A 24,088-nucleotide genomic window follows, 5' to 3' on the forward strand; every position below is an offset into this window, starting at 1 on the left:
GCAATCAGGGGCGCTGCGCCGTTAACCATAACGGCCGAGCTCACCCGCCGAGCAGCCGCGCGACCCGTGGCGCGAAGTACGTCAGGATCCCGTCACATCCCGCCCGCTTGAAGGCGAGCAGCGTCTCGAGCATCGCCTTCTCGCCGTCGAGCCAGCCGTTCGCCGCCGCCGCCTCGATCATCGCGTACTCGCCGGAAATCTGATAGGCATAGGTCGGCACGCCGAACTCCGCCTTCACCCGGGCACAGACGTCGAGATAGGGCAGCCCGGGCTTCACCATCACCATGTCCGCGCCCTCCGCGAGATCGGCCGCGACCTCACGCAGCGCCTCGTCGGTGTTGGCCGGATCCATCTGGTAGCTCTTCTTGTCGCCCTTCAGCGCCCCGGTCGCGCCCACCGCGTCGCGGAACGGCCCGTAGAAGCACGAGGCGTACTTGGCCGCGTAGCTCATGATCGCCGTGTCCTGAAAGCCATCGCGCTCCAGCGCCGCGCGGATGACGCCGATCCGTCCGTCCATCATGTCCGACGGCCCGAGGATGTCGCAGCCGGCCGCGGCCTGCACCAAGGCCATCCGCTCCAGCGCCACCAGCGTCTCGTCGTTCAGGATCACCCCGTCGCGCACCAGCCCGTCATGGCCATCGGCGTTGTAGGGATCGAGCGCCACGTCGAGCAGGACGCCGATCTCCGGCACCGCTGCCTTGATCGCCCGCGTCGCCCGGCAGACGAGGTTCTCCGGGTTCCAGGCCTCGGTCGCCTCGCGGTTCTTGTCCTTCGCCTCGGTGTAGGGAAAGAGCGCGAGGCAGGGAATGCCGAGCCCCGCCGCCTCCTCGGCTGCCCGCACCGCCCGGTCGACCGAAAGCCGGTCGACCCCCGGCAGCGACGCCACCGGCTCGGCCACGTCGGTCCCCTCGCGCACGAAGATCGGCCAGATCAGGTCGGAGGCGGTCAGGCGATGCTCCGCCACGAGGTCGCGGATCCACGGCGTCCGGCGCAGACGGCGCGGTCGGGCGTGCGGGAACGGGGCGATCGGATGCATGGGCCGGACTCCGGGATAGACCTTTGACCTCGCGGTCTGGCATGCACCCGCCGCCGCCTCAAGCCCGCGGTTAAGCCTTCACCACCCTTTCGGTTGACGGGCGCGGGCCGAGCCGCCACTGAATGGGCGCCGGCAGCGCGCGCCCGCACCCGCCGGACCCCGAGCCCCCGACAACAGACTCGATCGCCCGCCTTGACCCGTCTCCTCGCCACCGCCCAATTCGACAGCCTCTGGTACTGGGTGCTCCAGGTGGTCATCTGGACGATCATCTGCGGCCGGACGCTCGGGGTGCCCTACGACATGCTGCTCCGGGCCCGCCATGACCCGGACGTGGCCGCGCGCGTCGATCTTCTCGCCAGCGTCGCGGCGGAGCGTGTCGCGGGCCTCGCCGACCGGGCCGGGACGGCAATCGCGGCGGGAACCGGCTTCGTGCTCGCGGGCCTCGCCGGTCTCGGCTTCTGGAGCGGGATCGAGGTGGCACAGGCGGTGTTCATGCTCGCAGCACCGCTCGCGGCGGTCGGCTTTTCGGTGGTGCGCCTCGCGCTCTGGATCCGCCGGAGCCGCCTTGTCGGCCCGCATCTCGTGCTGGCGCTCGGCTGGCGGCGCATCTGCCACCAGACAATCGCCATCCTCGCCATCCTCGCCGCCGTGACCGTGGCAACGCTGCTGCACGGCCGGGCGATCTGACGCGCCTGCACGCTCCCGTCCGAGCCGCCCGGGCCGAGCGGCTTGTCAGCTCTCCGGCCTTGCGCTAGGTCGCGGGCCATGACCGAACTCCGGCCGCTTCGCCCCGGACGCCTGCTCGTCGGCGGCTGTCCCGAGGGATTCGACGCCCGCTATCTGGCGGAGGTGGTCGCGCGCGCCGATGGCCCGGTGATCCACGTCGCCCGCGACGACACGCGCCTCGCGAGTCTGCGCGCCGCGCTGCGCTTCTTCGCCCCGGAGCTGCCCGTCCTCGCCTTCCCGGCATGGGACTGCCTGCCCTACGACCGCATCTCGCCCAACCCCGAGATCGCAGCCCGCCGGATGGCGACGCTCGCGGCGCTCGCCCGCGGCTTCTCGCGTCCGTCCGCGATCCTCACCACCGTCAACGCCGCCACCCAGCGGGTGCCGGCCCGCGACGTGCTCGCGACCTCGAGCTTCGTCGCCGAGGTGGGCGGTCGCGTCGACGAGGCAGGCCTGCGCGCCTACCTCGTGCGCATGGGCTACAGCCAGACGCCCACGGTCTCCGAGCCGGGCGAATTCGCGGTGCGCGGCGGCCTCATCGACATCTTCCCGCCCGGCGCCCGCCAGCCGGTGCGCCTCGATCTCTTCGGCGATGTTCTCGAGAGCGCCCGCCGCTTCGATCCCGAGACCCAGCGCACCAGCGAGACGGTCCGCCGGGTGGAGCTCGCGCCGGTCTCCGAGGTCATCCTCGACGAGGACGGCATCCAGCGTTTCCGCACCCGCTACCGCACGATGTTCGGCGCCGCCGGCAACGACGATCCGCTCTACGAGGCGGTGAGTGCCGGCCGCAAGCATCAGGGCATGGAGCACTGGCTGCCGTTCTTCCACGAGCGGCTCGAAACGATCTTCGACTACCTCCCCGGCGCGCCGGTGCTGCTCGACGACCAGACCGCCGCCGCCCGCGCCGCCCGATGGGCCGCGCTCGGCGAGCAGTATCAGGCCCGCGCCGCGGCGCTTTCGGCGAAGTCCCGGCTCGGAACGGTCTACAAGCCCGTGCCTCCGGGTGAACTCTATCTCGACGAGGCGGCGTTCGAGGCGGCGGTGGCGAAACGCCCGCTGCACCAGATCGCCGCCCTGCCGCAACCGCTCGGGCCGGGCGTGATCGACGCCGGCGGCCGGATCGGGCGCGACTTCGCGCCGGAGCGACAGCAGGAACGGGTGAGCCTCTTCGGCGCCCTCGCCGACCACGTGAAGACGCGCCGCAGGTCCGGCGACGTGGTGATCGCAAGCTACTCCAGGGGCGCGCGCGAGCGCCTGATGGGGCTCTTGCGCGACAACGGCGTCACCGACGCCCGCGAGATCACCCGCGCCAGCGATCTCAAGGCCGACAACGGCCTCGCCCTCGCCGTCTGGCCGCTCGAACACGGCTTCGAGGCGCCGGGCCTCACCGTCATCGCCGAACAGGACGTGCTCGGCGACCGGCTGATCCGCGCCCCGCGCCGCCGGCGCAAGGCGGAGAACTTCCTCACCGAGGCGGCGGGGCTGACCACCGGCGATCTCGTGGTCCACGTCGAGCACGGCATCGGCCGCTACAAGGGGCTCGAGACCGTCACCGCCCTCGGCGCGCCGCACGAGTGCCTGCTTCTCGAATACGTCGGCGGCGACAAGCTCTATCTTCCGGTCGAGAACATCGAACTGCTGTCGCGCTACGGCCACGAGGAGGGCCTGCTCGACAAGCTCGGCGGCGGCGCGTGGCAGGCCAAGAAGGCGAAGCTGAAGCAGCGCATCCGCGACATGGCGGACCGGCTGATCCGCATCGCGGCGGAGCGGGCGATCCGCAAGGGCATGGTCATGGAGCCCTCCGACCATCAGGACTGGGAGAGCTTCTGCGCCCGCTTCCCCTACGCCGAGACCGACGACCAGCTCTCGGCGATCGAGGACGTGCTCGGCGATCTCGCCTCGGGCCGGCCCATGGACCGGCTGGTCTGCGGCGACGTCGGCTTCGGCAAGACCGAGGTGGCGCTCCGCGCCGCCTACGTCGCCGCCATGTCCGGCGGTCAGGTGGCGGTGATCGCGCCGACGACGCTGCTCGCGCGCCAGCACTACAAGAACTTCGCCGAGCGCTTCCGCGGCCTGCCGATCCGCGTGCGCCAGCTCTCGCGCTTCGTCTCGGCCAAGGACGCGGCCGAGACCCGCGCCGGCCTCGCCGACGGCACCGTCGAGATCGTCGTCGGCACCCACGCGGTGCTCGCGAAGGCGGTGAAGTTCAAGGAACTCGGGCTCCTCATCATCGACGAGGAACAGCACTTCGGCGTCAGCCACAAGGAGCGGCTGAAGGCGCTCCGCTCCGACGTCCATGTCCTGACACTGACCGCGACGCCGATTCCGCGCACGCTGCAACTGGCACTCTCCGGCGTCCGCGAGCTCTCGCTCATCGCCACGCCCCCGGTCGACCGCCTCGCGATCCGCACCTACGTCTCGGAGTTCGACCCGCTCACCGTGCGCGAGGCCCTCTTGCGCGAGCACTACCGCGGCGGACAGTCGTTCTACGTGGTACCACGCATCGCCGACCTCGACGCCGTCGCCGAGTTCCTGCGCGAGCAGGTGCCGGAGGTGAAGTTCCAGATCGCCCACGGCCAGATGGCGGCGACCGAACTCGACGAACGGATGAACGCCTTCTACGACGGCGCCTTCGACGTGCTGCTCTCCACCACCATCGTCGAGTCCGGCCTCGACATCCCGGCGGCGAACACGCTCATCGTCGAGCGCGCCGACATGTTCGGCCTCGCCCAGCTCTACCAGATCCGCGGCCGCGTCGGGCGCTCGAAGCTCCGCGCCTATGCCTTCTTCATGACCGAGCCGAGGAAGAAGCTGACGCCGCAGGCCGAGAAGCGCCTGCGCGTCCTCGGCTCGCTCGACTCCCTCGGCGCGGGCTTCACGCTGGCGAGCCAGGACCTCGACATCCGCGGCGCCGGCAACCTCCTCGGCGAGGAACAGTCGGGGCAGGTGCGCGAAGTCGGCTTCGAGCTTTACCAGGAGATGCTCGAGGAGGCGATTTCCAGGCTGAAATCCGGCGACATCGAGCTCAGCGACGAGGGCGAGTGGTCGCCGCAGATCAACCTCGGCGTGCCCGTCCTCATCCCCGAGCCGTATGTCCCCGACCTCGACGTCCGCCTCGGCCTCTACCGCCGGCTCTCGTCGCTGCAACGGAAGGTTGAGCTCGAAGGCTTCGCGGCCGAGCTCATCGACCGCTTCGGCCCGATCCCGTCCGAGGTCGAGACCCTCATGCTCATCGTGCGCATCAAGGCGCTCTGCAAGCGCGCCGGCATCGCGAAGCTCGACGGCGGGCCGAAGGGCGCCACGGTCGTCTTCCACAACGACAAGTACGCAAGCCCCGCCGGCCTCGTGCAGTTCCTGAACGATCAGCGCGGCGCGGCACGGATCAAGGACAACCGGATCGTCATCCGCAAGGACTGGCCCGACGACAAGGCCCGCCTCGTCGGCGCCTTCGGCATCGCCCGCGACCTCGCGGCACTGGCGGAGAAGAAGACGGCCGCCTGATCGCAACGCCTGCGCCCTCTTGAAGAGCGCACCATTCTTCCCACCCTGCCACGACCCCGCCTGCGGCAAGCGCTCCCCCGTCGGCGTCGGCAGCGGGCCACGGCCGACTCACGGCGGCAAGGCAGACGTGGACCAGCCAATCCAACCGAGAGAAAAGCCGCCGCTCAAGCCGCGACGACCCACCGTGACGCGCGTCCGCACTCTCGACCGAGCCACTCCGGTAAGCGCTTGGTTAGCGAAGGGTTAGAGAATTCGAAGAAATCGCGCCCTGGCCGGCTCACTGCTTCCCATGCGCTCCCGAACAGCCCTAATGCCTCTGCAGCGGCAAACGATGCCGCCCAGATAGAAAAGGAGACTGAACATGCGCGATCTTCGTGAAGACGAGCTGTCCTTCGTCTACGGCGCTGCTGGCGCCGGCAAGAAGCGTCGTAAGAAGAAGAAGGCGAAGCGCGGCTCGAACAGCAACAGCCGCAGCGCTGCGAGCCGTAGCGGCGCCAGCCGGAGCTGAACCGGATGCGCTTCCCGGCCATGTGCCGGGGAGCGCGGAAGATGACCGACGATGCGCCCCGGGGGAGTTCTCCCGGGGCGCGAAATCCATGCCGGGGACAGAGCATTGCCATTCGAAAACGTGGAAGGACCCGCGACGCAGGCGCGCGAACGGGAGGAGCTGTGGCTGCTCGGCCAACCCGCGCTTACGGATTACCTCGACTACGTGCGCCGCGCGGTGATCGGCGGTGAGGACATCGACCGCCGCTCGCTGATCGACGCGTGGCGGGCGGCCAACGACGCCTACTTCGAGCTTGAGTCCGAGGAAGACGGGCTCGCCGACACCGTCGAGCGCCGGCCGCTTCCGAAGGCGATGGCGCCGCTCGCGGCCGAGCTGAAGTCCAGCCCGCATTTCGCCGCGACCTTCGACCGGATGCCGACGACAATCGAAATGGTCGAGCTCGACAAGATCGTCGTCTCCCAGCGACGGGTGACCAAGACCTTTGTCGATCGTCTCGCCGCGAAGCTCGCGCCCCACCCCGATCCTGCCGGCCTCTTCCGCTTCTGCCAGCCGCTCGAGCGACGCGACCCGCCGGTGACGATCCGCCGCCTGTCGGCTGACCGCTATCTCTTCGCCTCCGAATCGAACGACCTGCGGGTTCTCAACACCACGCTGCTCCGACCCGAGCAGCTTCTCCTGCAGCAAAGCTCCGGCCCGGTCGCGGCAGCGGTGGGCGTCTCCGTGGGGTACGGCTCGAACTTCCTGTCGCTCATCCGCTGCGAGGACCGGGTCGTGCTGCACAACGGGTATCACCGCGCGGTGGCGATGCGGGCGGCCGGGATCACCCATGCGCCCTGCATCGTGCAGACGGTGACGCGCAAGGACGAGCTCGAGGTCTCGGCAGGCGACGCGGTGGCCGAGGATCCAGCCTTCTACTTCCGCGCCCGCCGGCCGCCGCTGCTGCGAGACTTCTTCGATCCGCGCATCGTGACGGTCCTGAAGGCCCGCCCGTTCCTGAAGCTGATCGAAGTCAGCTTCGAGGTGCGCGAGCACAACGCGACCGAGATCTGAACTTGAGCCGACCCGAAGATTCCGACGATCCGCTCTTCCGCCCGGAGGCAGTTGCCGAGCAGCAGGACCGCTGGCTCGGCAACGTCCTCGTCACCCCTCGACCGGCGTGGACGTTGGTGACGGGGGTGATTGCGGTGTTGGTGGCCGGGGTCCTCGGCCTGCTCGTCTTTGGCGAATACACCCGGAAGGCACGTCTCACCGGAACCCTCGCACCCGAAGGCGGCCTGATCCAGGTGGTCGCGCCGCTCTCGGGCGTGCTGACGCAAGTGATCGCGCAGGAGGGTCTCGAGGTCGCGGCCGGGGCGCCACTCGCCGTGCTGTCCGCCGAGCGGCGCTCCGAAGCGGTCGGCGCCACGCAGGGCGAGATTCTGCGCGCGCTCAAGTCGCGGCGCGACAGCCTTGCCGCAGAGGGCTCGCGACATGGCGCGCTCTTCGCGGCGCAGTCGACCGCACAGTCGGCGCGGCTCGCCGTCATCGAGACCGAACTCGCCGAGATGGAGGAAGAGCTCGCGCTCCAGCACGAGCGGGTGGCTCTTGCGGATTCCACGCTCGTGCGCCAGCGCGAGCTCCGGGAGCGCAACATCGTGGTCGAGGAAGACCTTCGCCGCGCCGAGGAAGAGGTGCTCGACCAGCGGCTGGCCCTGCACGCGTTGGAGCGACAGCGCACGACCCTCGAGCGGGAGGGGTTGACGCTCGCCGCCGAGCGCGACGAGGCGCCGTTCCGCGAGGCGCTGCAACACGCCGAGACCGAGCGGCAGATGGCGGAGATCGAGCAGGCCCTCGCCGAGGCCGAGGCCGCGCGCGAGGTGGTGATCTCGGCGCCACAGGCCGGTACGTTGACAGCGTTGCGGGCGTCTTCCGGCGGCGGCGTCTCGGCGGCGGAGCCACTGATGACGCTGGTGCCGGCCGGCGCACGGCTCGAGGCGCGGCTCTACGGGCCGAGCCGGGCGATCGGGTTCGTGCGGCCGGGGCAGCGGGTGCTCCTGCGCTACGACGCCTACCCTCACCAGAAGTTCGGGCACTACTCCGGTACCGTGACCACCGTCTCGCGCGCGACGGTCGGAGCGGGCGAGCTTGCCGGCCTGCGAACCGCCGAGGAGGCCATGACCGCCGACGCCGCCGAGCCGGTCTATCGCGTGACGGTCGCGCTCGATGCCCAGACCGCGCGGGCCTACGGCGCGCCGATGCCGCTGCAGCCCGGGATGACGCTGCAGGCCGACGTGCTGATCGAGACCCGGCGTGTCTGGGAATGGGTCGCCGATCCCCTCCACGCCCTGACGGGAAGATCGACATGAGCCTCGCGAACCTTCAGTTCGGTTGGTCGCGCCGGCTGCCGGTGCTGCTCCAGTCCGAGGCGGCGGAGTGCAGTCTCGTCAGCCTCGCGATGATCGCCACCTACCACGGGCGCCACACCGACCCGGCGGCGCTGCGACGGATGCACGGCTTTTCGCTGAAGGGCGCAACGCTACGCGACGTGATCGGCGTCGCTGACCGGATCGGCCTCGCGGCCCGTCCGATCCGGCTGGAGCTCGAAGAGCTCGGCATGCTCCGGACGCCCTGCATCCTGCACTGGGACCTGAACCACTTCGTCGTGCTGAAGTCGGTTGGCCGCGGCACGGTCACGATTCACGATCCGGCCGAGGGACTGCGCCGGCTCTCCCTCGCCGATGTCTCGCGGCACTTCACCGGAGTAGCGCTCGAGCTCACGCCGACCGGCGGCTTCGAGCCCGAGGCCGCCCCGCCCCGCGTGAGGATCCGTGCCCTCCTCGGTCATGTCACCGGCATGCGGCGGGCGCTCGGGCATCTGCTTCTTCTCGCATTCGGCATCGAGGTGTTCGCCCTCCTTGCGCCGCTCTTTCTCGGCCTGACCGTCGATCACGCCATCGTCTCGGCGGACCGCGGGCTCCTCGCGACGCTCGCCATCGCCTTCGGGCTCCTGCTGCTGCTCCAGGTCGGCACCACGACGCTGCGCGGCTGGCTCCTGATGACGCTCGGGGCGTCGCTCAAGGTCCAGTCGCGCACCAATCTCTTCTCACACCTGCTGGCGCTGCCCGCGGGATACTTCGAGACCCGGCACACCGGCGACGTGATGTCGCGCTTCGACAGCCAGGAAACGATCCTGAAGGCGCTGACAACCGACCTCGTCGTCGCGATCCTCGACGGCGTGATGTGCCTTGTCACACTCGCAGTCATGCTCTGGTTGGCGCCGATGCTCACCGCGGTCGCCCTCGTCGGGGCGGCGTTCTACGGGCTGCTGCGCTGGGCCTTCTATATGCCACTGCGTCAGGCCTCGTCCGAGCACATCATCTGGGCCGCCCGGCGCGACAGCCACTTTCTCGAGACGATGCGCGGCGTCAGGACGATCAAGCTCTTCAACGGCCAGCGCGACAGGCGGGCACACTGGCTCGGGCTCCTCGTCGAGACGACCAACCGCCATCTCGCAACCCAGCGGCTGAACCTGCTCTTCAAGACCGTGAACGCCCTCCTTCTCGGTGTGCTCGGCATCGCGATCATCTACCTCGGCGCCCGGGCCATTCTCGCAGGCACGTTCTCGATCGGCCTGCTCATCGCCTTCATCGCCTACAAGGAGATGTTCCTTCGACGTGTGAGCACGCTCATCGACACGGTGGTCGACCTGCGGATGCTCGGCCTGCACGCCGAGCGGCTGGCCGACATCGCCCTCACCGCGCCCGAACCACAGTCGCCCCCGCGCGCCGTGCGCATGCGCGAAGGCGTGGCGATCGAGGCACGTGACCTCTCCTTCCGGTACGGCCCGGGCGAGCGGCTGGTGCTCGACGGTCTGAGCTTTCGAATCGGGTCAGGCGAGTCGGTCGCGATCGCCGGGCCCTCCGGGTGCGGCAAGACCACGCTCCTGAAGCTCCTCGCCGGTCTGCTGGAGCCGAGCGCGGGGATGATCCTCGTCAACGGCGAGCCCCTTGCCCGCCTCGGGCCCGAGGCGTGGCGCACGATGATCGGCGTCGTCCTGCAGGACGACAGCCTGTTCGCGGGCTCGATCGCCGACAACATCGCGTTCTTCGCCCCCGACGCCGACCTCGAGCGGATCGAAGCCTGCGCTCGCGCGGCGGCGGTGCACGACGACATCGCCACGATGCCCATGGGCTATGGCACGCTGATCGGCGACATGGGCACGGCGCTTTCGGGCGGCCAGAAGCAACGGGTGCTGCTCGCCCGCGCCCTCTATCGCCGGCCCGGGGCGCTGCTCCTCGACGAAGCAACGAGCCACCTCGACGTCGCGCGCGAGAACGCGGTGAACCAGAGCTTGAAGTCGATGCGCCTGACCCGGATCGTGGTGGCGCACCGACCACAGACGATCCTTGCCGCCGAGCGCGTCATCACGCTCGAAGGCGGCAGGATCACGTCGGACGAACGGCGGGGGAACGACGGAGACGATGAGCATCCGGATCAAGATCATCGCCTATCAGGCGATCGTGGCGCTGATGCTGATCGGTACGGCAGTGGCGACATGGATCTCAATCGAACGCATCGACTACTACTTCGATCGGAGCCGGCTGGCCCGCGAGCAGATGGACACCGTGATCCGTCTCAGCGCGCACATGAACCGGTACTCGGAGAACATCGCCGAGATGCTGCTCCTCGACCGAACCGAGCTCGATGACTTCTACGCCGCGCGCACCAGCCTCGACGCGAGCCTCGACCGCCTGACCAACCTGATCGCCCAGGAGGTCCTCTTCGTCAGTGGCCATACCGAGCTCAACAACGACAACAAGGAGTACGACCGCGCCCGTGAGATGCGGGAGCTCTTCGAGTCGATCGATCTCACGGTGCAACGGCTCATGTTCCTGCGCGATCAGGGACGGGTCGAGGAAGCAGTCACCCTGTTCCGCGAGGACATCGAGGACCGGATGGATGAGGATCTCGAAAAGCTCATTTCCGCCGCCATCGACGATGAGGAGCAGGAGCTCGCGCTCATCGAGACCCGGACGGACCAGCTCGAGCGACAGCTGATCTGGCTGGTGCTCGGCGTCTGCCTCGCCGCGCTTGCTGCCTCGATCCTCGCCGGCTTCCTTCTCTCCCGCGCCCTCACGCGGCCCATCGCGGCGCTGATCTCGGGGGCGCGGGCGATCGGCGAGGGGGACCTCGGCCACCGCATTTCCTACGACCGCCGCGACGAGTTCGCCGACCTCGCCGCGCAGTTCAACGTGACCGCTGCCCGGCTGGAGAGCCAGCGCGAGCAGCTCCTCGGGATCCAGTCCGGTCTGGAGGATGAGGTCCAGCGTCGTACCCATCAGCTCGAGGACGCGAACGGGCGGCTGAAGCGGCTCGACGAGATGCGCATGCTGTTTCTTGCCGACATCGGCCACGAGCTGCGCACCCCGCTTACAGTACTGCGCGGCGAAGCCGAGGTGTCGCTGCGCGGCGCCAAGACGGTCGCCGAGCATCGCGAGACGCTCGAGCATATCGTACGGCTGACCGGCCAGATGGCGCGGCTGATCGAGGACCTGCTGTTTCTCTCCCGCGCCGAGGTGGGCGCCGTCCGCTTCGAGATGCAGCCGGTGGCGCTACAGGACGTGCTCGACATCGCCATCGCCGAAGGCCGTGTCCTCGCCAGCGCGAACGACCTGCTGCTGCACGCCGTCCTGCCGCCCGAGCCCTGCACGGTGCAGGCGGACCCCGAGCGTCTGGTTCAGGCGCTCCTCATCGGCATCGACAACGCGGTCAAGTACTCCGACGCCGGCGGCACGATAGAAGTGGCCCTCGTCTGCGGCGCCCCGAATGCGACAATCACGATGAGAAACCCCGGCCCGGATATTCCGGCGGCGGACCTTCCCTTCGTCTTCAACCGCTTCTACCGTGGCGCGAGGCAGGCAGCTGATCGGGTGACGAGTGGCAGCGGCCTTGGTCTGCCGATCGCGAAGTGGGTCGTCGATACCCACGGCGGCGACGTCACGATCGACAGCCGCGACCACGAGACGGTCCTGACAATCACCCTCCCGACCGCCGCCTGACCCGAGGATCCTCCCATGGCAAAGCTCCTTCTCGTCGAGGACGACCCCCGGATCGCCAGCTTCGTCCAGAAAGGTCTCGTCGCCGAGGGCCACGTCGTCGACATCGCGTCGAACGGCCTGACCGCGATGGCGATGGCGCGCGAGACCGACTACCCGCTTGTCATCCTCGACCGCATGCTGCCCGATCTCGACGGCCTCGAGGTCTGCCGCCAACTCCGCAGCGAGGCGCATCCGGCGCGCGTACTGATGCTGACCGCGCGCGACGCGGTCTCTGACAAGGTTGGGGGCCTGAACGCCGGCGCTGACGACTACGTGACCAAGCCCTTTTCGTTCGAGGAATTCGTCGCAAGGGTGGAGGCGCTCCTGCGGCGCGGCGAGCTCCAGCGCAACGACCCCGTACTGCGCGTCGCCGACCTCACGCTCGACCCGATGACCCGGCAGGTGCGGCGCGGCGGCCGCGCGATCGAGCTGACCCGCAAGGAATACGGCCTCCTGCGCTACCTGATGGAGAATGCCGGCATCGTCCTCAGCCGCTCGCAGCTTCTCAACGCCAACTGGGGGTACAACTTCGATCCCGGGACCAAGGTGCTCGACGTCTACATCCGCTACCTGCGCAGGAAGGTCGATGAAGGCGAGGAGGTCTCGTTGATCCAGACAGTGCGCGGCGCCGGCTACTGCGTCGGACCCCGGGAATAGGTCCGGGGCGCTCGGCCCTGCCTCATCCCACCGGCCCGTCGTCTCCGGCGTTGTCGACCGCCCCGTCAGCTACCCCGTCCGGCGCCGACGGCCGATCCGGTGCCCCCTGCCCCTCCAGCGACAGGAAACGCTGGTGCAGCATGCAGGCGGCCCCGAAGGCCGAGGCCCATTCGCTCTGGTGCGTGACGATCGCCGGGATCGGAAACGTCGCCTCCTGGATCGCCCGGACATGCGCAATCACCCGCGCCGAGACCAGCGGATAGAGTGCTGCGAGCGAGCCGCCGAGCACCACGTGATCCGGGTCGATCAGCCGGGCCGCCTGTACCAGCGCGAACGCAAGCGTGCGTGACCAGCTCTCTGCGATCATCACCGCCGCCGGCTCCCGGTCACGCACCCGCGCGAGGAACTCCGCCAGCGTCGAGCGTTCCACCCCACGCCCGGCGGCATAGGCAGCAAGCACCGCCTCCAGCCCGATCACCGTCTCAAGCGGCCGCATCCGCCCGGCCTCGGCCCAGTCGGGCACCAGCATGTGGCCGATCTCGCCGGCCAGCCCGTGGCCGCCGCGCACCAGCGCGCCGTCGATGGCGATCCCCGCGCCGACGCCGGTCTCCAGCACCAGGAACAGCGTCACCCCCACCGGCGGCGCGGAATGGCCGTAGATCGCCCCGATCGCGAAGGCGTTGCCATCGTTCTCGACCATGACCGGCAGCGCCTCCGGCACCACCTGCCGCAGCAACGCCGGCAGATCCACCGCCCGCCAGCCGAGGATCGGCGCGACCCGGACCAGCCCGTCGTGGTCCATCTGCGCCGGCGCCGTGACCCCGACCCCCTCGCACCGCCCGAGCCGCTCCGGCGCGATCGTGTCGAGCGCAAGAGCCACGGCCACCTCGGTCGCCCGGGCGGGCGGGGTGGCGATGCCGTCGAACGGCTCCGCCCGATGCGCGACGATCCGGCCTTCGAGGTCGATCACCACCGCGCGAATGTGCTCGACGCCGATTTCGATGCCCAGAAAGAACACCGCATCCGGCACCAGCTCGAAGAGGATGCCGGGCCGCCCGACCCGGGCGGGCTCGGCCTGCGCCGTCGCGACCGCGGTCTCGCGCACCAGCCCGAGCCCGAGCAACGACGCGACGATGTGCCCCGACGACGACCGGTTGAGCCGCAGGGTGCGCGCCAGGTCGGCGCGGCTGAGCGGCCCGATGCGATGCAGCGCCCGCAGCACGGCAATCTCGTTTGATTGCCGGATCCGGCGCGACGAGACGGACGTGAGCCCCGGGTCGAGCATGGTCGCCTCCCCTTGCCCGAAAAGCCCCCTGACGCGGTGGGGGGTGTTCAGGGCCGCGCGTTGGTGGCGCGGCGCCGTTCGGCCTCGCCAAGCTTCAGGTCGATGAACGCCTTCGCGTGCTGCGCCAGCGGCATGCTGTCCGTCCACGTGTCCCGCCAGATGCCGCAGGCGAGACACAGCGCCTCGTCCACGACCGCCCCGGAGAACGACTCGAATGTGACATCATTGGCATAGCCGATGTCGAGCAGCGCGTCGAAGATCGGGTCGAACGCGACGACGCCGTCGCCGAGATACCCCCGATTGCTCTCGCCGATATGGAAATAGCCGATCTTCGGACCGGCGAGCCGGATGGCCGCCGCGGGATTGGCCTCCTCGATGTTCATGTGGAACGTGTCGAGGTGCAGGGTCACGTCCTCGCTGCCGGTGTCCTTCAGGAACGCGAGCCCCTGCGCCGTGGTGTTGAGCAGGTTCGTCTCGAAGCGGTTCACCACCTCCAGCACCAGCGCCACCCCGGCGTCCTTCGCCACCCCTGCCGTGCGGCCGATCGCGGCGGCGCTGTTGTTCCAGCCGCGTTCCGTCGGCTTCGCGTCATACTTGCGATGCGCGGAATAGAGGATGCCGCCGAGCCGCGTGCCGCCGACGTCGCGCACCGCCGCGACCGCATTCGCGAGCAGCGCCTCGCCCGCCTTCACCACCGCCGCGTCCTCGCTCGACACGTCCGCCGCCGCCGGCAGCCCCATGGTCACGGTGATCTCCAGATCCAGCGCCTGCGCCCGCTTCGCCAGCGCATCGAGGTCGAACAGCTCCGGCCGGAGATAGGCGAATTCGATGAGCTGGAAGCCCGCCGCCGCCGACTGCTCGAGCGCTTGCTCGAGCCCGCCTTGCGTCTTGCCGTCCGTCCAGACGAACGAGTGTACGCCCAACCGCCGCATGGCATCCCCCCTACCGACCGGACTTTTCCGGTATGATTGTTGCCCTATGCAACAAATCGAGCGAATCGACGGCGGCTGTCAAGCTTCGCATACGGCCCGGTGGCCTGCGATGGCCTGACGCACCCTCCCCCACACCACCAGCCCGCGCCGGATGGGCGCAGAAGGCCGCGCGTTTGCAAGGCAAATTTTTGTTGCAATGCATCATGGTCTTAACTCATGACTGCCCGGCAATGTTTTCGCTTTCTCCCGTCAATTCCCACCCCTCCGAGAGCAGCCGCAACACGATTGCGGCAACGCTGGAGGCGGCCGCTGGCATTTCCGCTGGCTGCGCAACAAATTGTTGTCGAGATCGGAGAAACGGACTAGCGTTCCGGTCGGAAGGGCCGAGCCGATGCGCGTGACAAGCATCGGAGGCATTGCCCGACCGGCCGCCCCGTCGCGGGCGGATCAGGGAGACGCAGCCGGCGCCGCCACGGCCCGGACCAACTTGGAGGAAGCGTATGCGACAGGGGCTGAAGGCGGGCGCGTCTGCGCTCATCCTGGCGATGCTGGCCGGCGCGATGCCGGCATGGGCGGACTTCTGGTCCGACGCCGGGGCGAAATTCAAGGGCGTGACGCTGCACGGTGTGACCGAGAGCACGCCGCCGTCGAACTACATCAAGGACGTGCTGGCGCCGCAGTTCGAGGAAAAGACCGGCATCAACGTCGAGATCGAGACCACCTCCTGGGATCAGATGTACGACAAGGCCATCAAGGACATGGAAGCCGGAACCGGCATCTATGACATGGTCTACATCGAGCAGGACATCATCTACGCCTACCTGGCGCGCAATTTCCTCGTCGATATCACCAAGACGCTGAAGGACGATCCGTCCCTGAAGGCGCCGACCTTCGACGAGGCCAAGTTCACGACCTTCGCCGACTACTTCAAGAACGCTGACGGGGATCTTTTCGGCGTTCCGATGGAAGCTTTCATCAAGGTCTACCTCTACCGGACCGACCTCTTCAACGATCCCGAGATCCAGGCGGCGTTCAAGGCGAAGACCGGCAAGGATCTGAAGCCCGCGACGACCCACGAGGACTATACCCAGATCGCCGAGTTCTTCACGGAATACGGCAAGGAAAAGGGCCTCGATCTCTGGGGCACCACCTCGCAGGCTCACACCGGCCACCCGGCTTCGTGGTACGAGTTCTTCGAGTCGGTCGCCCCGACCTTCGGTGTCTACAACTGGGGCATCAACGCGGCGGACAACTACGGCGCGTCGGTCGAGCACGGCGGCACGATGAACAGCCCCGAGGCGAAGACCGCGCTGAAGTACCTTCTCCACCTGCGTGACATCGCGCCGCCGGAGTCCGCTGCCTCGACCTGGACGGAAGTCGCGACGACGTTCGCCGCCGGTCGCGCCGCGCAGGGCCTCGTCTACGGCGAGAACGCCGCATGGATCGCCTCCGACCCGGATCAGTCCAAAGTCGTCGGCAACGTCGGCGTGGCACTGCCGCCGCTCGAGCCCGGCGTCCTCGAGGCAGCCGAGGCCGGCAAGGGCTACATCGGCTACTATGACGGCGGCGCGTTCGGCCTGCCCGTCACCTCGAAGAACAAGGAAGCCGCGCTGCTCTTCATGCAGTACATCGGTCAGGACGAAGTTCAGGGTCCGTGGGCGGTCGCGGGATCGCGCATCACCAACACCGCCACCTACGATGATCCCGCGGTGCAGGAACTCGACAAGAAGCTCGGCGGCTACTTCACCATGCTGCGCGACCAGGGCAAGCTCTTCGCCGGCGCCCCGCCCTACCCGTTCCACGCGCAGGTGCGCGAGGCGACGGCCCCGATCTTCTACGAGATCCTGACCGGCGCGATCGAACCCGATGCCGGGCTCGACCAGATGGCCGCCAAGGCCGAAGAAGAACTCACGAACCTCGGTTACCGCAAGTAACCACCCGCCATTCCCGCCGGCCGGGACCGTGAGGCCCCGGCCGGACGCAGCCACAACCTCTTGGGGGGGAGGGATCCGATGCGGTCGAACAAGGTCGGGTGGTGGCTTCTGGCCCCCACTCTCGCGATCCTCGGCATCTTCGGCATCTTGCCGTTCATCTACGTTCTCTACCTGGCCTTCCACCAGTGGAACCCGTTCGGCGCCAATCCCGAGCAGGTGTTCAACGGCGCGAACAACTTCCGCCGGCTGGTGTTCGACAAGGAATTCCTGCTCGCGATCTGGGTCACGCTGAAGTTCGGCGTCTTCGCCGTCGCCTCCGAGATCGTCATCGGCTACTTCCTCGCCCAGCTCTTCATGCGCGAGTTTCCCGGCAAGGGCTTCTTCCGCACCATCCACACCCTGCCGCTCATCGTCGCGCCGATCGTCGTCGGCTCCATCTGGCGCCTGATGACCACGCCCTCCGTCGGCATCATCCCGTTCTACGCCAACGAGCTCTTCGGGATCGACATCAACATCGGCCGCGACGCCGGCACCGCCTTCCTTTTCACCGTCATCATGGACATCTGGCACTGGACGCCCCTCGTCACCCTGACGCTGCTGGCCGCGCTGCTGTCATTGCCGAAGGACCCCTTCGAGCAGGCCCAGATCGACGGCGCGAGCCGCAGCCAGATCTTCTGGCACATCACCCTGCCGATGATCCGCCCCGCGATCCTCGCCACCGTCTTCATCCGCCTGATGGACGCGCTCCGCACCGTTGACGAGGTCTGGATGCTGACCGGCGGCGGCCCGGGCGCCGCGACCCGCTATCTCGGCCTCCACATCTGGAAGGTCGTGTTCCCGAAGACTGACTACGGCTACGGCGCCGCGATCTCGGTCATCGTGCTCTATCTCACCCTCGTCATGTGCTGGATGCTCTACGTCGGCCTCGTGGCGCCGCGGAACAAGGGGAACTGATATGCGCCCGTCAAACCCCTGGCTCAACGTCCTGCTCTGGATCATCCTGAGCTTCGCGACGCTCTTCCCGATCTACTGGTTGTTCGTCATCTCGGTGAAGCCCGCCGTCGATCTCTTCACCACGCCGGACGTGATCCTGCGGAGCTTCTACTGGAAGAACTACATCGACGTGCTGCACGACGAGACGCTGCGGCGCTACATGATGAACTCGCTCATCATCTCCACCGGCAACGCCGTGCTCTGCACCGTGCTGGCGTTCATGGCCTGCTACGCGCTGTCGCGCTTCGATCTGGCCGGCAAGGAGAACATCTTCTTCTGGACGATCACCAACCGCATGGCGCCGGCGGCGGTGTTCCTGCTGCCGTTCTTCCTGCTCTACACCAAGGTCTTCGTGATCGGCGACTTCAAGCTCTACGACACGCGGATCGGCCTGATCCTGCTCTACTGCACCTTCAACCTGCCGTTCGCGATCTGGACGCTCCGGCCGACGATCGACGGCATCCCGAAGGAGCTCGACGAGGCCGCGACGGTCGATGGCTGCTCCACCTGGCAGACGATCCGCGAAGTTGTCTGGCCCCTCGCCCGCCCCGGTGTCGCCGTGACCTTCATCCTGATCTGGGTCTTCGCCTGGAACGAGTTCCTGCTCGCCGCGACGCTCACGAGCTTCAACGCCCGCACCCTCACCACCGGCCTCTCCGAGTACGTGACGACCACCGGCACCCAGTGGGGCAAGATGGCGGCCATCTCGATCTTCACGCTCATCCCCGCGCTCATCATCTTCTCGATGGTCCAGCGCAGCATCGTCGCAGGTCTCACCTTCGGCGCGGTCAAGGAGTAAGCGCCATGGCCAACCCCGCCCACACGCCCGCGCGCGCACCCACCGTCGATCTCGACGCCGCTGACGAGGAAGCGCAGGCCGCCGCGCGGCGCAAGCGCACCGGCTTCCTGCCGATCCAGACCAACTGGTTCGACCGGCTCTTCATCTCGATCTACATCGCGGTGGCGCTCGAACTCTTCTGGATGCGCTTTCTCGAGCCGAACGGCATCCCGCTCTGGATCTGCCATATCGTCGTCATCGCGCTCGGCGTCATCATCGTGCGCCGCGGCTGACGGCCCGAAGGAGGTTTCCCCATGAAAGCCCTGGTCCTCGAAGAGAAGCACAAGCTCTCGCTTCGTGACTTCCCGATCGAGACGGCCGAGACGCTCGGAGCCCGCGACGTGCGCATCAGGATGCACACCGTCGGCATCTGCGGCTCGGACGTCCACTACTACACCCACGGTGCCATCGGCCCCTTCGTCGTCCGCGAGCCGATGATCCTCGGCCACGAGGCGTCGGGCACCGTCATCGAGGTTGGCCCCGACGTCCGCACGCTCAAGGTCGGCGACCGGGTCTGCATGGAGCCCGGCATCCCCGACCCGGACAGCCGCGCCACCCGCCTCGGCATCTACAACGTTGATCCGGCGGTGCGCTTCTGGGCGACACCGCCGGTCCACGGCATCCTGCGCCCGACCGTGGTCCACCCCGAGCTCTTCACCTTCAAGCTGCCCGACAAAGTGAGCTTCGCCGAAGCCGCCATGGTCGAGCCGCTCGCCGTCGGCGTCCACGGCGCCACCAAGGCCGCGATCCGCCCGGGCGACGTGGGCGTCGTCATCGGCGCCGGCCCCATCGGCCTCGTCACCGCGCTGTCGCTGCTGGCCGCCGGCTGCTCGCGCCTCTACATCTCCGACGTCGACGAGGCCAAGCTCGCGCTTGCCGCCTCGCTCGGGCCGATCACGCCCGTCAACGTCCGCTCGCAGGACCTCGCGGAAACGGTCCGGAAGGGCACCGACGGCTGGGGCGCCGACGTGGTCATCGAATGCTCCGGCAACCCGCGCGGCGCGTCGGGCATCTTCGAGCCGCTCTGCCCCGGCGGGCGCGTCGTCTTCATCGGCGGCCAGTCCGAACCCATCCCCTACGATGTGGGCGCGGCCATGGTGCGCGAGGCCCGCGTCGAGCACGTATTCCGCTATGCCCACGTCTTCCCGCGCTGCATCGAGATGCTCTCGTCCGGCGCCATCGACGTGAAACCGCTCATCACCCGCACCTTCGGTTTCGACGAGAGTGTCGAGGCGTTCGAACTCGCTGCATCCGCGCCTGCGGGCGAAGTGAAGATGCAGATCGAGATGCCGGCTTAAGGGGGGCTCATGGCCGAAGTCACCGTCAGGAACGTCAAGAAGCGCTACGGCAACGTGCAGGTCATGCACGGCGTCAGCGTCGATATCGAGGACGGTCAGTTCGTCGTCCTCGTCGGCCCGTCCGGTTGCGGCAAGTCGACGCTGCTCCGGATGATCGCCGGTCTGGAGCCGATCTCGGACGGCGAAATCTCGATCGGCGGCCGCGTGGTCAACAACGTCATGCCCAAGGACCGCGACATCGCCATGGTGTTCCAGTCCTACGCGCTCTACCCGCACAAGACCGTGGGCGAGAACATGGGCTTCGCGCTGAAGATCAAGGGCACTCCGAGGGCCGAAATCGACGCGAAGGTCGCCAAGGCCGCCGCGATCCTCGACCTCGGGCACCTGCTCGACCGCTACCCCAAGCAGCTCTCAGGCGGCCAGCGCCAGCGCGTCGCCATGGGCCGCGCCATCGTCCGTGATCCGGCGGTGTTCCTGTTCGACGAGCCGTTGTCGAACCTCGACGCCAAGCTCCGCGTCGCCATGCGCGTCGAGATCAAGGAGCTGCACCAGCGGCTGAAGACCACCATCGTCTACGTCACCCACGACCAGATCGAGGCGATGACCATGGCCGACAAGATCGTCGTCATGCGTGATGGCCGCGTCGAGCAGATCGGCGCGCCGCTCGATCTCTACGACAATCCGTCCAACACCTTCGTCGCCGGCTTCATCGGCTCGCCCTCCATGAACTTCATCAAGGGCAAGCTCTCGACCATCGACGGCCGCACCGTGGTCCGTGCCGACGGCGGCGCGCTCCTGCCGATCGAGGGGGTGCAGGCCGAGGAGGGCCGGCCGGTGGTCTACGGCATCCGTCCCGAGCACATCGACATCGGCCCCGGCGGCCTGGCCGCCCGCGTCTCGGTGCTGGAGCCCACAGGCTCGGAGACCCAGATCTTCGCCCGCCTCGGCGACGATCCGATCGACGCCGTGGTGAAGGACCGCTTCGACGCCCGCCCCGGCGACGAGATCTCGCTGTTGATCCCGCCCCGCCGGGCTCACCTCTTCGACGGCGCCAGCGGCGCCCGCATCTGAGGAGCCGACCATGGATTTCACCGGAAAGCACGTTGTCGTCACCGGTGCCGGAAAGGGCATCGGTCGCGCCACGGCCGTCATGCTCGCCCGGCGCGGCGCGACCGTCACCGCGCTCTCGCGCTCGGAGGCGGACCTCGCGAACCTCGCGGAGGAGATCGGCTGCCGCACCTTCGCGGTCGATCTCGCCGACCCCGAGGCAACCCGCGCGGCGATCAGGGCAGCACTTCCGGCTGATCTTCTGGTCAACAACGCCGGCACGACGGAGCTTGATTCCTTCCTCGACCTGCCGGTCGAGAACATGGACCTGCTCTACGCCGTCAACACCCGCTCGCCGATGATCGTGGCGCAGGAATACGCCCGCTCCATCGTCGAGCGCGGCGTGAAGGGCGCGCTCGTCAACGTCTCGTCGGTCTCCGCCTTCGTGGGCTTTCGCGATCACGCCGCCTATTGCGCGTCGAAGGCCGGCCTCGACGGGCTCATGCGCGTCATGGCGGTGGAGCTCGGGCCGATGGGCATCCGGGTGAACGCGGTCAATCCGACCGTCACCCTCACGCCCATGGCGATCAAGGCGTGGAGCGACGAGAAAAAGGCCGCCTCGATGCTCTCCCGCATCCCGGTCGGCCGCTTTGCCGAGCCCGACGACATCGCCGAGGTGATCCTCTTCCTGCTCTCCGATGCCGCCGCCATGGTGCACGGCGTCTCGCTGCCGGTGGACGGCGGCTACATGATCGCGCCGTGAGCGGACCATGGGGCGAGACGGCGGAGCAAAGCGGATTGGCAGGTGACAAATCCATCCGCGACTGCCCCGGCAGGCGCGCTTGCGCAGACATCTCCACCTGCCGGCCTCTGCGCGTCCCGCGTTCCAGCCAGCGGCCCAGCAGTGCTTTGGTTTGTCGGGCCGGGACTCGCGGAGCCAGAGCCCCGCATCGGTCGCCTTGCCCCTCATCCATCACCTTGCGGTCAGGTTAACGTATCGCGAAATACCACGCTAGATCAATAATATGACCCCCATGCGCAACTTGCGCAGCCAAGGCTCTCCAAGGGAGGACACCATGGACCAGACCCTGACCGGCAAGGTCGCCGCGATCACCGGAGCCGCCTCGGGCATCGGTCTCGCCTGCGCCCGCCGCCTGCTCGACGCCGGCGCCACCGTCGGCCTCGTCGACCGCGACAGGGCCGCTCTCGACTCCCTCGTCGCCGAACTCGGCGACAGGGCCTTCGCCGTCGAGGTCGACCTCCTCTCGCCCGAAAGCGTCGATACCATGCTCCCGGCGATCCTCGACCACGCCGGCCAGCTCGACATCTTCCACGCCAACGCCGGCACCTACATCGGCGGCAACCTGCTCGACAGCACCCCGGCCGAGTGGGACCGGATGCTGAACCTCAACGTCAACGCCGTCTTCCGCACCGCCGGCGCCGTCATGCCCCACATGATCGAGCGCAAGACCGGCGACATCGTGGTGACGAGCTCCGTCGCCGGCCACGTCGCCGTGCCGTGGGAACCGATCTACACCGCCTCGAAGCACGCGGTTCAGGCCTTCGTCCACGCCATGCGCCGCCAGCTCGCCAAGGACGGCGTCCGCGTCATGGAAATCGCCCCCGGCCCGGTCGTGACCGCGCTCCTCAAGGACTGGCCCAAGGAGAACCTCGACCGCGCCATCGCCAACGGCGCCCTCATCGACCCCGCCGAGGTCGCCGACGCCGTCCACTACATGCTGACCCGGCCGCGTAACGTGAACATCCGCGACCTCGTCATCCTGCCCCACAGCTTCGACATCTGAGATCCGCCCAATGCCCCAGGAACGCTTCCGCCTCGACAATCAGCTCGCCGTCATCACTGGCGGCGGCCGCGGCATCGGCCTCGCCTGCGCCGAGGCGCTGGGCGACGCCGGCGCCCGGCTCGTCCTCATCGAACGCGACCCCGCCGTCGGCGCCGAGGGCCTCGCCGTCCTCACCGCCAAAGGCTACGCCACCGAGCTCCACGAGGGCGACGTCACCGACTCCGCCCGGATGAACGCGATCGCCGACGCCCTCGCCGACGCCGGCACCCCCGCGAGCATCCTCGTCAACAACGCCGGCATCGGCGAGACCGGCACGCCCTCCCTCGACGTCGACGACGCCAGCTGGCAGCGCACCATGGACGTGAACGTCAACGGCGTCTTCTTCTGCTCCCGCGCCTTCGGCCGCCACATGCTCGCCGCCGGCCGCGGCTCGATCGTCAACGTCGGCTCGATGTCCGGCACCATCGTCAACCGCCCGCAGCCGCAGGCGGCCTACAACGTCTCGAAGGCCGCGGTGCACCACCTGACCCGCTGCCTCGCCGTCGAATGGGCGACCGAGGGCGTGCGCGTCAACGCCGTCGCCCCGACCTACATCGAGACGCCGATGGTGACGACAAACCCCAAGGTCCAGGCGCTGCTCCCCGGCTGGCTCGCCGACACGCCCATGCGCCGCATGGGCCAGGTCGGCGAGGTGGCGACCGCCGTCGCCTTCCTCGCTTCCGACGCCGCCAGCCTTATAACCGGAGCGATCCTGCCGACCGACGGCGGCTATATCTGCTGGTAAGGAGCACCTCATGACCGAGCGCGTGGTACTGGCCTACGGCGACTCGAACACCCACGGCACCGTGCCCATGGCGACCCTCGAGGATCAGGGGCGCTTCTCGCCCGCCGAGCGCTGGCCCGGGGTCTGCGCCGCGGCGCTCGGCTCCGGCTGGCGGATGATCGAGGAGGGCCTGCCCGGCCGGACCACGGTTCACCCCGACCCGATCGAGGGCGCCCACAAGAACGGCCTCGCCATCCTGCCCGCGATCCTCGAGACGCACCGGCCGATCGACCTCGTGGTGCTGATGCTCGGCACCAACGACCTGAAGCAGCGCTTCAGCGTCACCCCGCTCGACATCGGCGTGTCGGTCTCCAAACTCCTCGATGCTCTCGGCCAGAGCCGCAGCGGCCCGAAGTCGAACCGGCCCCGCCTGCTCGTCGTGGCACCGATGCCGATCGAGGAAGTGGGCTGCCTCGCCGGGATGTTCGAAGGTGGTGCCGCGAAGTCCCGCCGTATCGCCGCCGAAGTCGCGCGCGTCGCTGCCCTCTACGGCGCCGACTTCCTCGACGCGGGCGAGGTGATCACGGTGAGCGAAATCGACGGCATCCACTTCGATGCCGCCGCCCATGCAGCCCTCGGCCGGGCGATCGCGGCGAAGATCGGCGAGATGTCCGTCTGAGTCGGCGAC

The 24,088-nt window shown here is 68.5% G+C and carries 21 protein-coding genes; 18 read left to right on the top strand and 3 right to left on the bottom strand.

All coding sequences use genetic code 11. From position 1 onward, the window contains the following. Nucleotides 1-40: 40 nt before the first annotated feature. Nucleotides 41-1,036: a porphobilinogen synthase gene (hemB, locus tag HNP73_RS04085; protein WP_184147330.1), complete on the bottom strand. Its 996-nt coding sequence runs from the start codon at nucleotides 1,034-1,036 to the stop codon at nucleotides 41-43. A gap of 192 nt (nucleotides 1,037-1,228) precedes the next feature. On the opposite strand from hemB, the gene HNP73_RS04090 reads away from it, so the two are divergent. The 8 genes from HNP73_RS04090 (at nucleotide 1,229) to HNP73_RS04120 (ending at nucleotide 12,505) form a co-directional block, all read left to right on the top strand. After that, nucleotides 1,229-1,723, top strand: coding sequence for a hypothetical protein (locus HNP73_RS04090; RefSeq protein WP_184147331.1), 495 nt, complete (start codon nucleotides 1,229-1,231; stop codon nucleotides 1,721-1,723). A 78-nt stretch (nucleotides 1,724-1,801) separates the two neighbouring features. After that, a complete protein-coding gene (gene mfd, locus HNP73_RS04095; protein WP_184147332.1) occupies nucleotides 1,802-5,263 on the top strand; it encodes a transcription-repair coupling factor in 3,462 nt (1,153 codons plus the stop codon). A gap of 361 nt (nucleotides 5,264-5,624) precedes the next feature. Further along, complete coding sequence (locus tag HNP73_RS04100; protein ID WP_184147333.1) at nucleotides 5,625-5,771, top strand: hypothetical protein; 147 nt, start codon at nucleotides 5,625-5,627, stop codon at nucleotides 5,769-5,771. 105 nt (nucleotides 5,772-5,876) lie between these two features. Further along, nucleotides 5,877-6,821, top strand: coding sequence for a hypothetical protein (locus HNP73_RS04105; RefSeq protein ID WP_184147334.1), 945 nt, complete (start codon nucleotides 5,877-5,879; stop codon nucleotides 6,819-6,821). A 2-nt stretch (nucleotides 6,822-6,823) separates the two neighbouring features. Further along, nucleotides 6,824-8,116, top strand: a complete 1,293-nt coding sequence (locus HNP73_RS04110; protein WP_184147335.1) for an HlyD family secretion protein — start codon at nucleotides 6,824-6,826, stop codon at nucleotides 8,114-8,116. Beyond that, nucleotides 8,113-10,458, top strand: coding sequence for a peptidase domain-containing ABC transporter (locus tag HNP73_RS23120; RefSeq protein WP_246399506.1), 2,346 nt, complete (start codon nucleotides 8,113-8,115; stop codon nucleotides 10,456-10,458). Before HNP73_RS04110 ends, HNP73_RS23120 begins: the two co-directional genes overlap by 4 nt. Nucleotides 10,459-10,705: 247 nt before the next feature. Beyond that, nucleotides 10,706-11,809: a sensor histidine kinase gene (locus tag HNP73_RS04115; protein WP_246399636.1), complete on the top strand. Its 1,104-nt coding sequence runs from the start codon at nucleotides 10,706-10,708 to the stop codon at nucleotides 11,807-11,809. 15 nt (nucleotides 11,810-11,824) lie between these two features. Then, entirely contained in the window at nucleotides 11,825-12,505 is a 681-nt protein-coding gene (locus HNP73_RS04120) for a response regulator transcription factor (RefSeq protein ID WP_184147337.1), read from the top strand. 22 nt (nucleotides 12,506-12,527) lie between these two features. On the opposite strand, the gene HNP73_RS04125 is transcribed toward HNP73_RS04120, so the two are convergent. Next, nucleotides 12,528-13,790 carry an ROK family transcriptional regulator gene (locus tag HNP73_RS04125; RefSeq protein WP_184147338.1) on the bottom strand — a complete coding sequence of 421 codons (1,263 nt, stop codon included), beginning with the start codon at nucleotides 13,788-13,790 and terminating at the stop codon, nucleotides 12,528-12,530. 47 nt (nucleotides 13,791-13,837) lie between these two features. Beyond that, the gene (locus HNP73_RS04130; protein ID WP_184147339.1) at nucleotides 13,838-14,722 is read right to left on the bottom strand and encodes a sugar phosphate isomerase/epimerase family protein; all 885 of its coding nucleotides are present in this window, start codon (nucleotides 14,720-14,722) and stop codon (nucleotides 13,838-13,840) included. 500 nt (nucleotides 14,723-15,222) lie between these two features. Between HNP73_RS04130 and HNP73_RS04135 the strand changes: the two genes are divergently transcribed. The 10 genes from HNP73_RS04135 (at nucleotide 15,223) to HNP73_RS04180 (ending at nucleotide 24,079) form a co-directional block, all read left to right on the top strand. Then, on the top strand, nucleotides 15,223-16,656 hold the full coding sequence (locus HNP73_RS04135) for an extracellular solute-binding protein (protein ID WP_184147340.1): 1,434 nt from the start codon (nucleotides 15,223-15,225) through the stop codon (nucleotides 16,654-16,656). A gap of 78 nt (nucleotides 16,657-16,734) precedes the next feature. Continuing rightward, on the top strand, nucleotides 16,735-17,610 hold the full coding sequence (locus HNP73_RS04140; RefSeq protein WP_184147341.1) for a carbohydrate ABC transporter permease: 876 nt from the start codon (nucleotides 16,735-16,737) through the stop codon (nucleotides 17,608-17,610). A gap of 1 nt (nucleotide 17,611) precedes the next feature. Continuing rightward, the gene (locus HNP73_RS04145) at nucleotides 17,612-18,448 is read left to right on the top strand and encodes a carbohydrate ABC transporter permease (RefSeq protein WP_184147342.1); all 837 of its coding nucleotides are present in this window, start codon (nucleotides 17,612-17,614) and stop codon (nucleotides 18,446-18,448) included. Between the two features lie 5 nt (nucleotides 18,449-18,453). Next, entirely contained in the window at nucleotides 18,454-18,720 is a 267-nt protein-coding gene (locus tag HNP73_RS04150; RefSeq protein ID WP_184147343.1) for a DUF2160 family membrane protein, read from the top strand. Nucleotides 18,721-18,741: 21 nt separating this feature from the next. Then, on the top strand, nucleotides 18,742-19,785 hold the full coding sequence (locus HNP73_RS04155) for an NAD(P)-dependent alcohol dehydrogenase (RefSeq protein WP_184147344.1): 1,044 nt from the start codon (nucleotides 18,742-18,744) through the stop codon (nucleotides 19,783-19,785). 9 nt (nucleotides 19,786-19,794) lie between these two features. Further along, a complete protein-coding gene (locus tag HNP73_RS04160) occupies nucleotides 19,795-20,856 on the top strand; it encodes an ABC transporter ATP-binding protein (protein WP_184147345.1) in 1,062 nt (353 codons plus the stop codon). A gap of 10 nt (nucleotides 20,857-20,866) precedes the next feature. Beyond that, a complete protein-coding gene (locus HNP73_RS04165) occupies nucleotides 20,867-21,595 on the top strand; it encodes an SDR family oxidoreductase (RefSeq protein ID WP_184147346.1) in 729 nt (242 codons plus the stop codon). Nucleotides 21,596-21,908: 313 nt separating this feature from the next. Continuing rightward, entirely contained in the window at nucleotides 21,909-22,637 is a 729-nt protein-coding gene (locus tag HNP73_RS04170; RefSeq protein ID WP_184147347.1) for an SDR family oxidoreductase, read from the top strand. A gap of 10 nt (nucleotides 22,638-22,647) precedes the next feature. Further along, on the top strand, nucleotides 22,648-23,421 hold the full coding sequence (locus HNP73_RS04175) for an SDR family NAD(P)-dependent oxidoreductase (protein ID WP_184147348.1): 774 nt from the start codon (nucleotides 22,648-22,650) through the stop codon (nucleotides 23,419-23,421). A 10-nt stretch (nucleotides 23,422-23,431) separates the two neighbouring features. Next, complete coding sequence (locus tag HNP73_RS04180) at nucleotides 23,432-24,079, top strand: SGNH/GDSL hydrolase family protein (protein ID WP_184147349.1); 648 nt, start codon at nucleotides 23,432-23,434, stop codon at nucleotides 24,077-24,079. Nucleotides 24,080-24,088 lie beyond the last annotated feature (9 nt).

It is taken from the genome of Amaricoccus macauensis (assembly GCF_014201905.1).
GTDB lineage: Bacteria > Pseudomonadota > Alphaproteobacteria > Rhodobacterales > Rhodobacteraceae > Amaricoccus > Amaricoccus macauensis.

Coding starts and splice junctions, on each gene's coding strand:
- HNP73_RS04145 (WP_184147342.1), top strand. CDS start 17,612: ATGCGCCCGTCAAACCCCTGGCTCAACGTCCTGCTCTGGATCATCCTG.
- HNP73_RS04175 (WP_184147348.1), top strand. CDS start 22,648: ATGCCCCAGGAACGCTTCCGCCTCGACAATCAGCTCGCCGTCATCACT.
- HNP73_RS04160 (WP_184147345.1), top strand. CDS start 19,795: ATGGCCGAAGTCACCGTCAGGAACGTCAAGAAGCGCTACGGCAACGTG.
- HNP73_RS04140 (WP_184147341.1), top strand. CDS start 16,735: ATGCGGTCGAACAAGGTCGGGTGGTGGCTTCTGGCCCCCACTCTCGCG.
- mfd (WP_184147332.1), top strand. CDS start 1,802: ATGACCGAACTCCGGCCGCTTCGCCCCGGACGCCTGCTCGTCGGCGGC.
- HNP73_RS04135 (WP_184147340.1), top strand. CDS start 15,223: ATGCGACAGGGGCTGAAGGCGGGCGCGTCTGCGCTCATCCTGGCGATG.
- HNP73_RS04130 (WP_184147339.1), bottom strand. CDS start 14,722: ATGCGGCGGTTGGGCGTACACTCGTTCGTCTGGACGGACGGCAAGACG.
- HNP73_RS04100 (WP_184147333.1), top strand. CDS start 5,625: ATGCGCGATCTTCGTGAAGACGAGCTGTCCTTCGTCTACGGCGCTGCT.
- hemB (WP_184147330.1), bottom strand. CDS start 1,036: ATGCATCCGATCGCCCCGTTCCCGCACGCCCGACCGCGCCGTCTGCGC.
- HNP73_RS04125 (WP_184147338.1), bottom strand. CDS start 13,790: ATGCTCGACCCGGGGCTCACGTCCGTCTCGTCGCGCCGGATCCGGCAA.
- HNP73_RS04150 (WP_184147343.1), top strand. CDS start 18,454: ATGGCCAACCCCGCCCACACGCCCGCGCGCGCACCCACCGTCGATCTC.
- HNP73_RS04115 (WP_246399636.1), top strand. CDS start 10,706: ATGGATGAGGATCTCGAAAAGCTCATTTCCGCCGCCATCGACGATGAG.
- HNP73_RS04165 (WP_184147346.1), top strand. CDS start 20,867: ATGGATTTCACCGGAAAGCACGTTGTCGTCACCGGTGCCGGAAAGGGC.
- HNP73_RS04170 (WP_184147347.1), top strand. CDS start 21,909: ATGGACCAGACCCTGACCGGCAAGGTCGCCGCGATCACCGGAGCCGCC.
- HNP73_RS23120 (WP_246399506.1), top strand. CDS start 8,113: ATGAGCCTCGCGAACCTTCAGTTCGGTTGGTCGCGCCGGCTGCCGGTG.
- HNP73_RS04120 (WP_184147337.1), top strand. CDS start 11,825: ATGGCAAAGCTCCTTCTCGTCGAGGACGACCCCCGGATCGCCAGCTTC.
- HNP73_RS04155 (WP_184147344.1), top strand. CDS start 18,742: ATGAAAGCCCTGGTCCTCGAAGAGAAGCACAAGCTCTCGCTTCGTGAC.
- HNP73_RS04180 (WP_184147349.1), top strand. CDS start 23,432: ATGACCGAGCGCGTGGTACTGGCCTACGGCGACTCGAACACCCACGGC.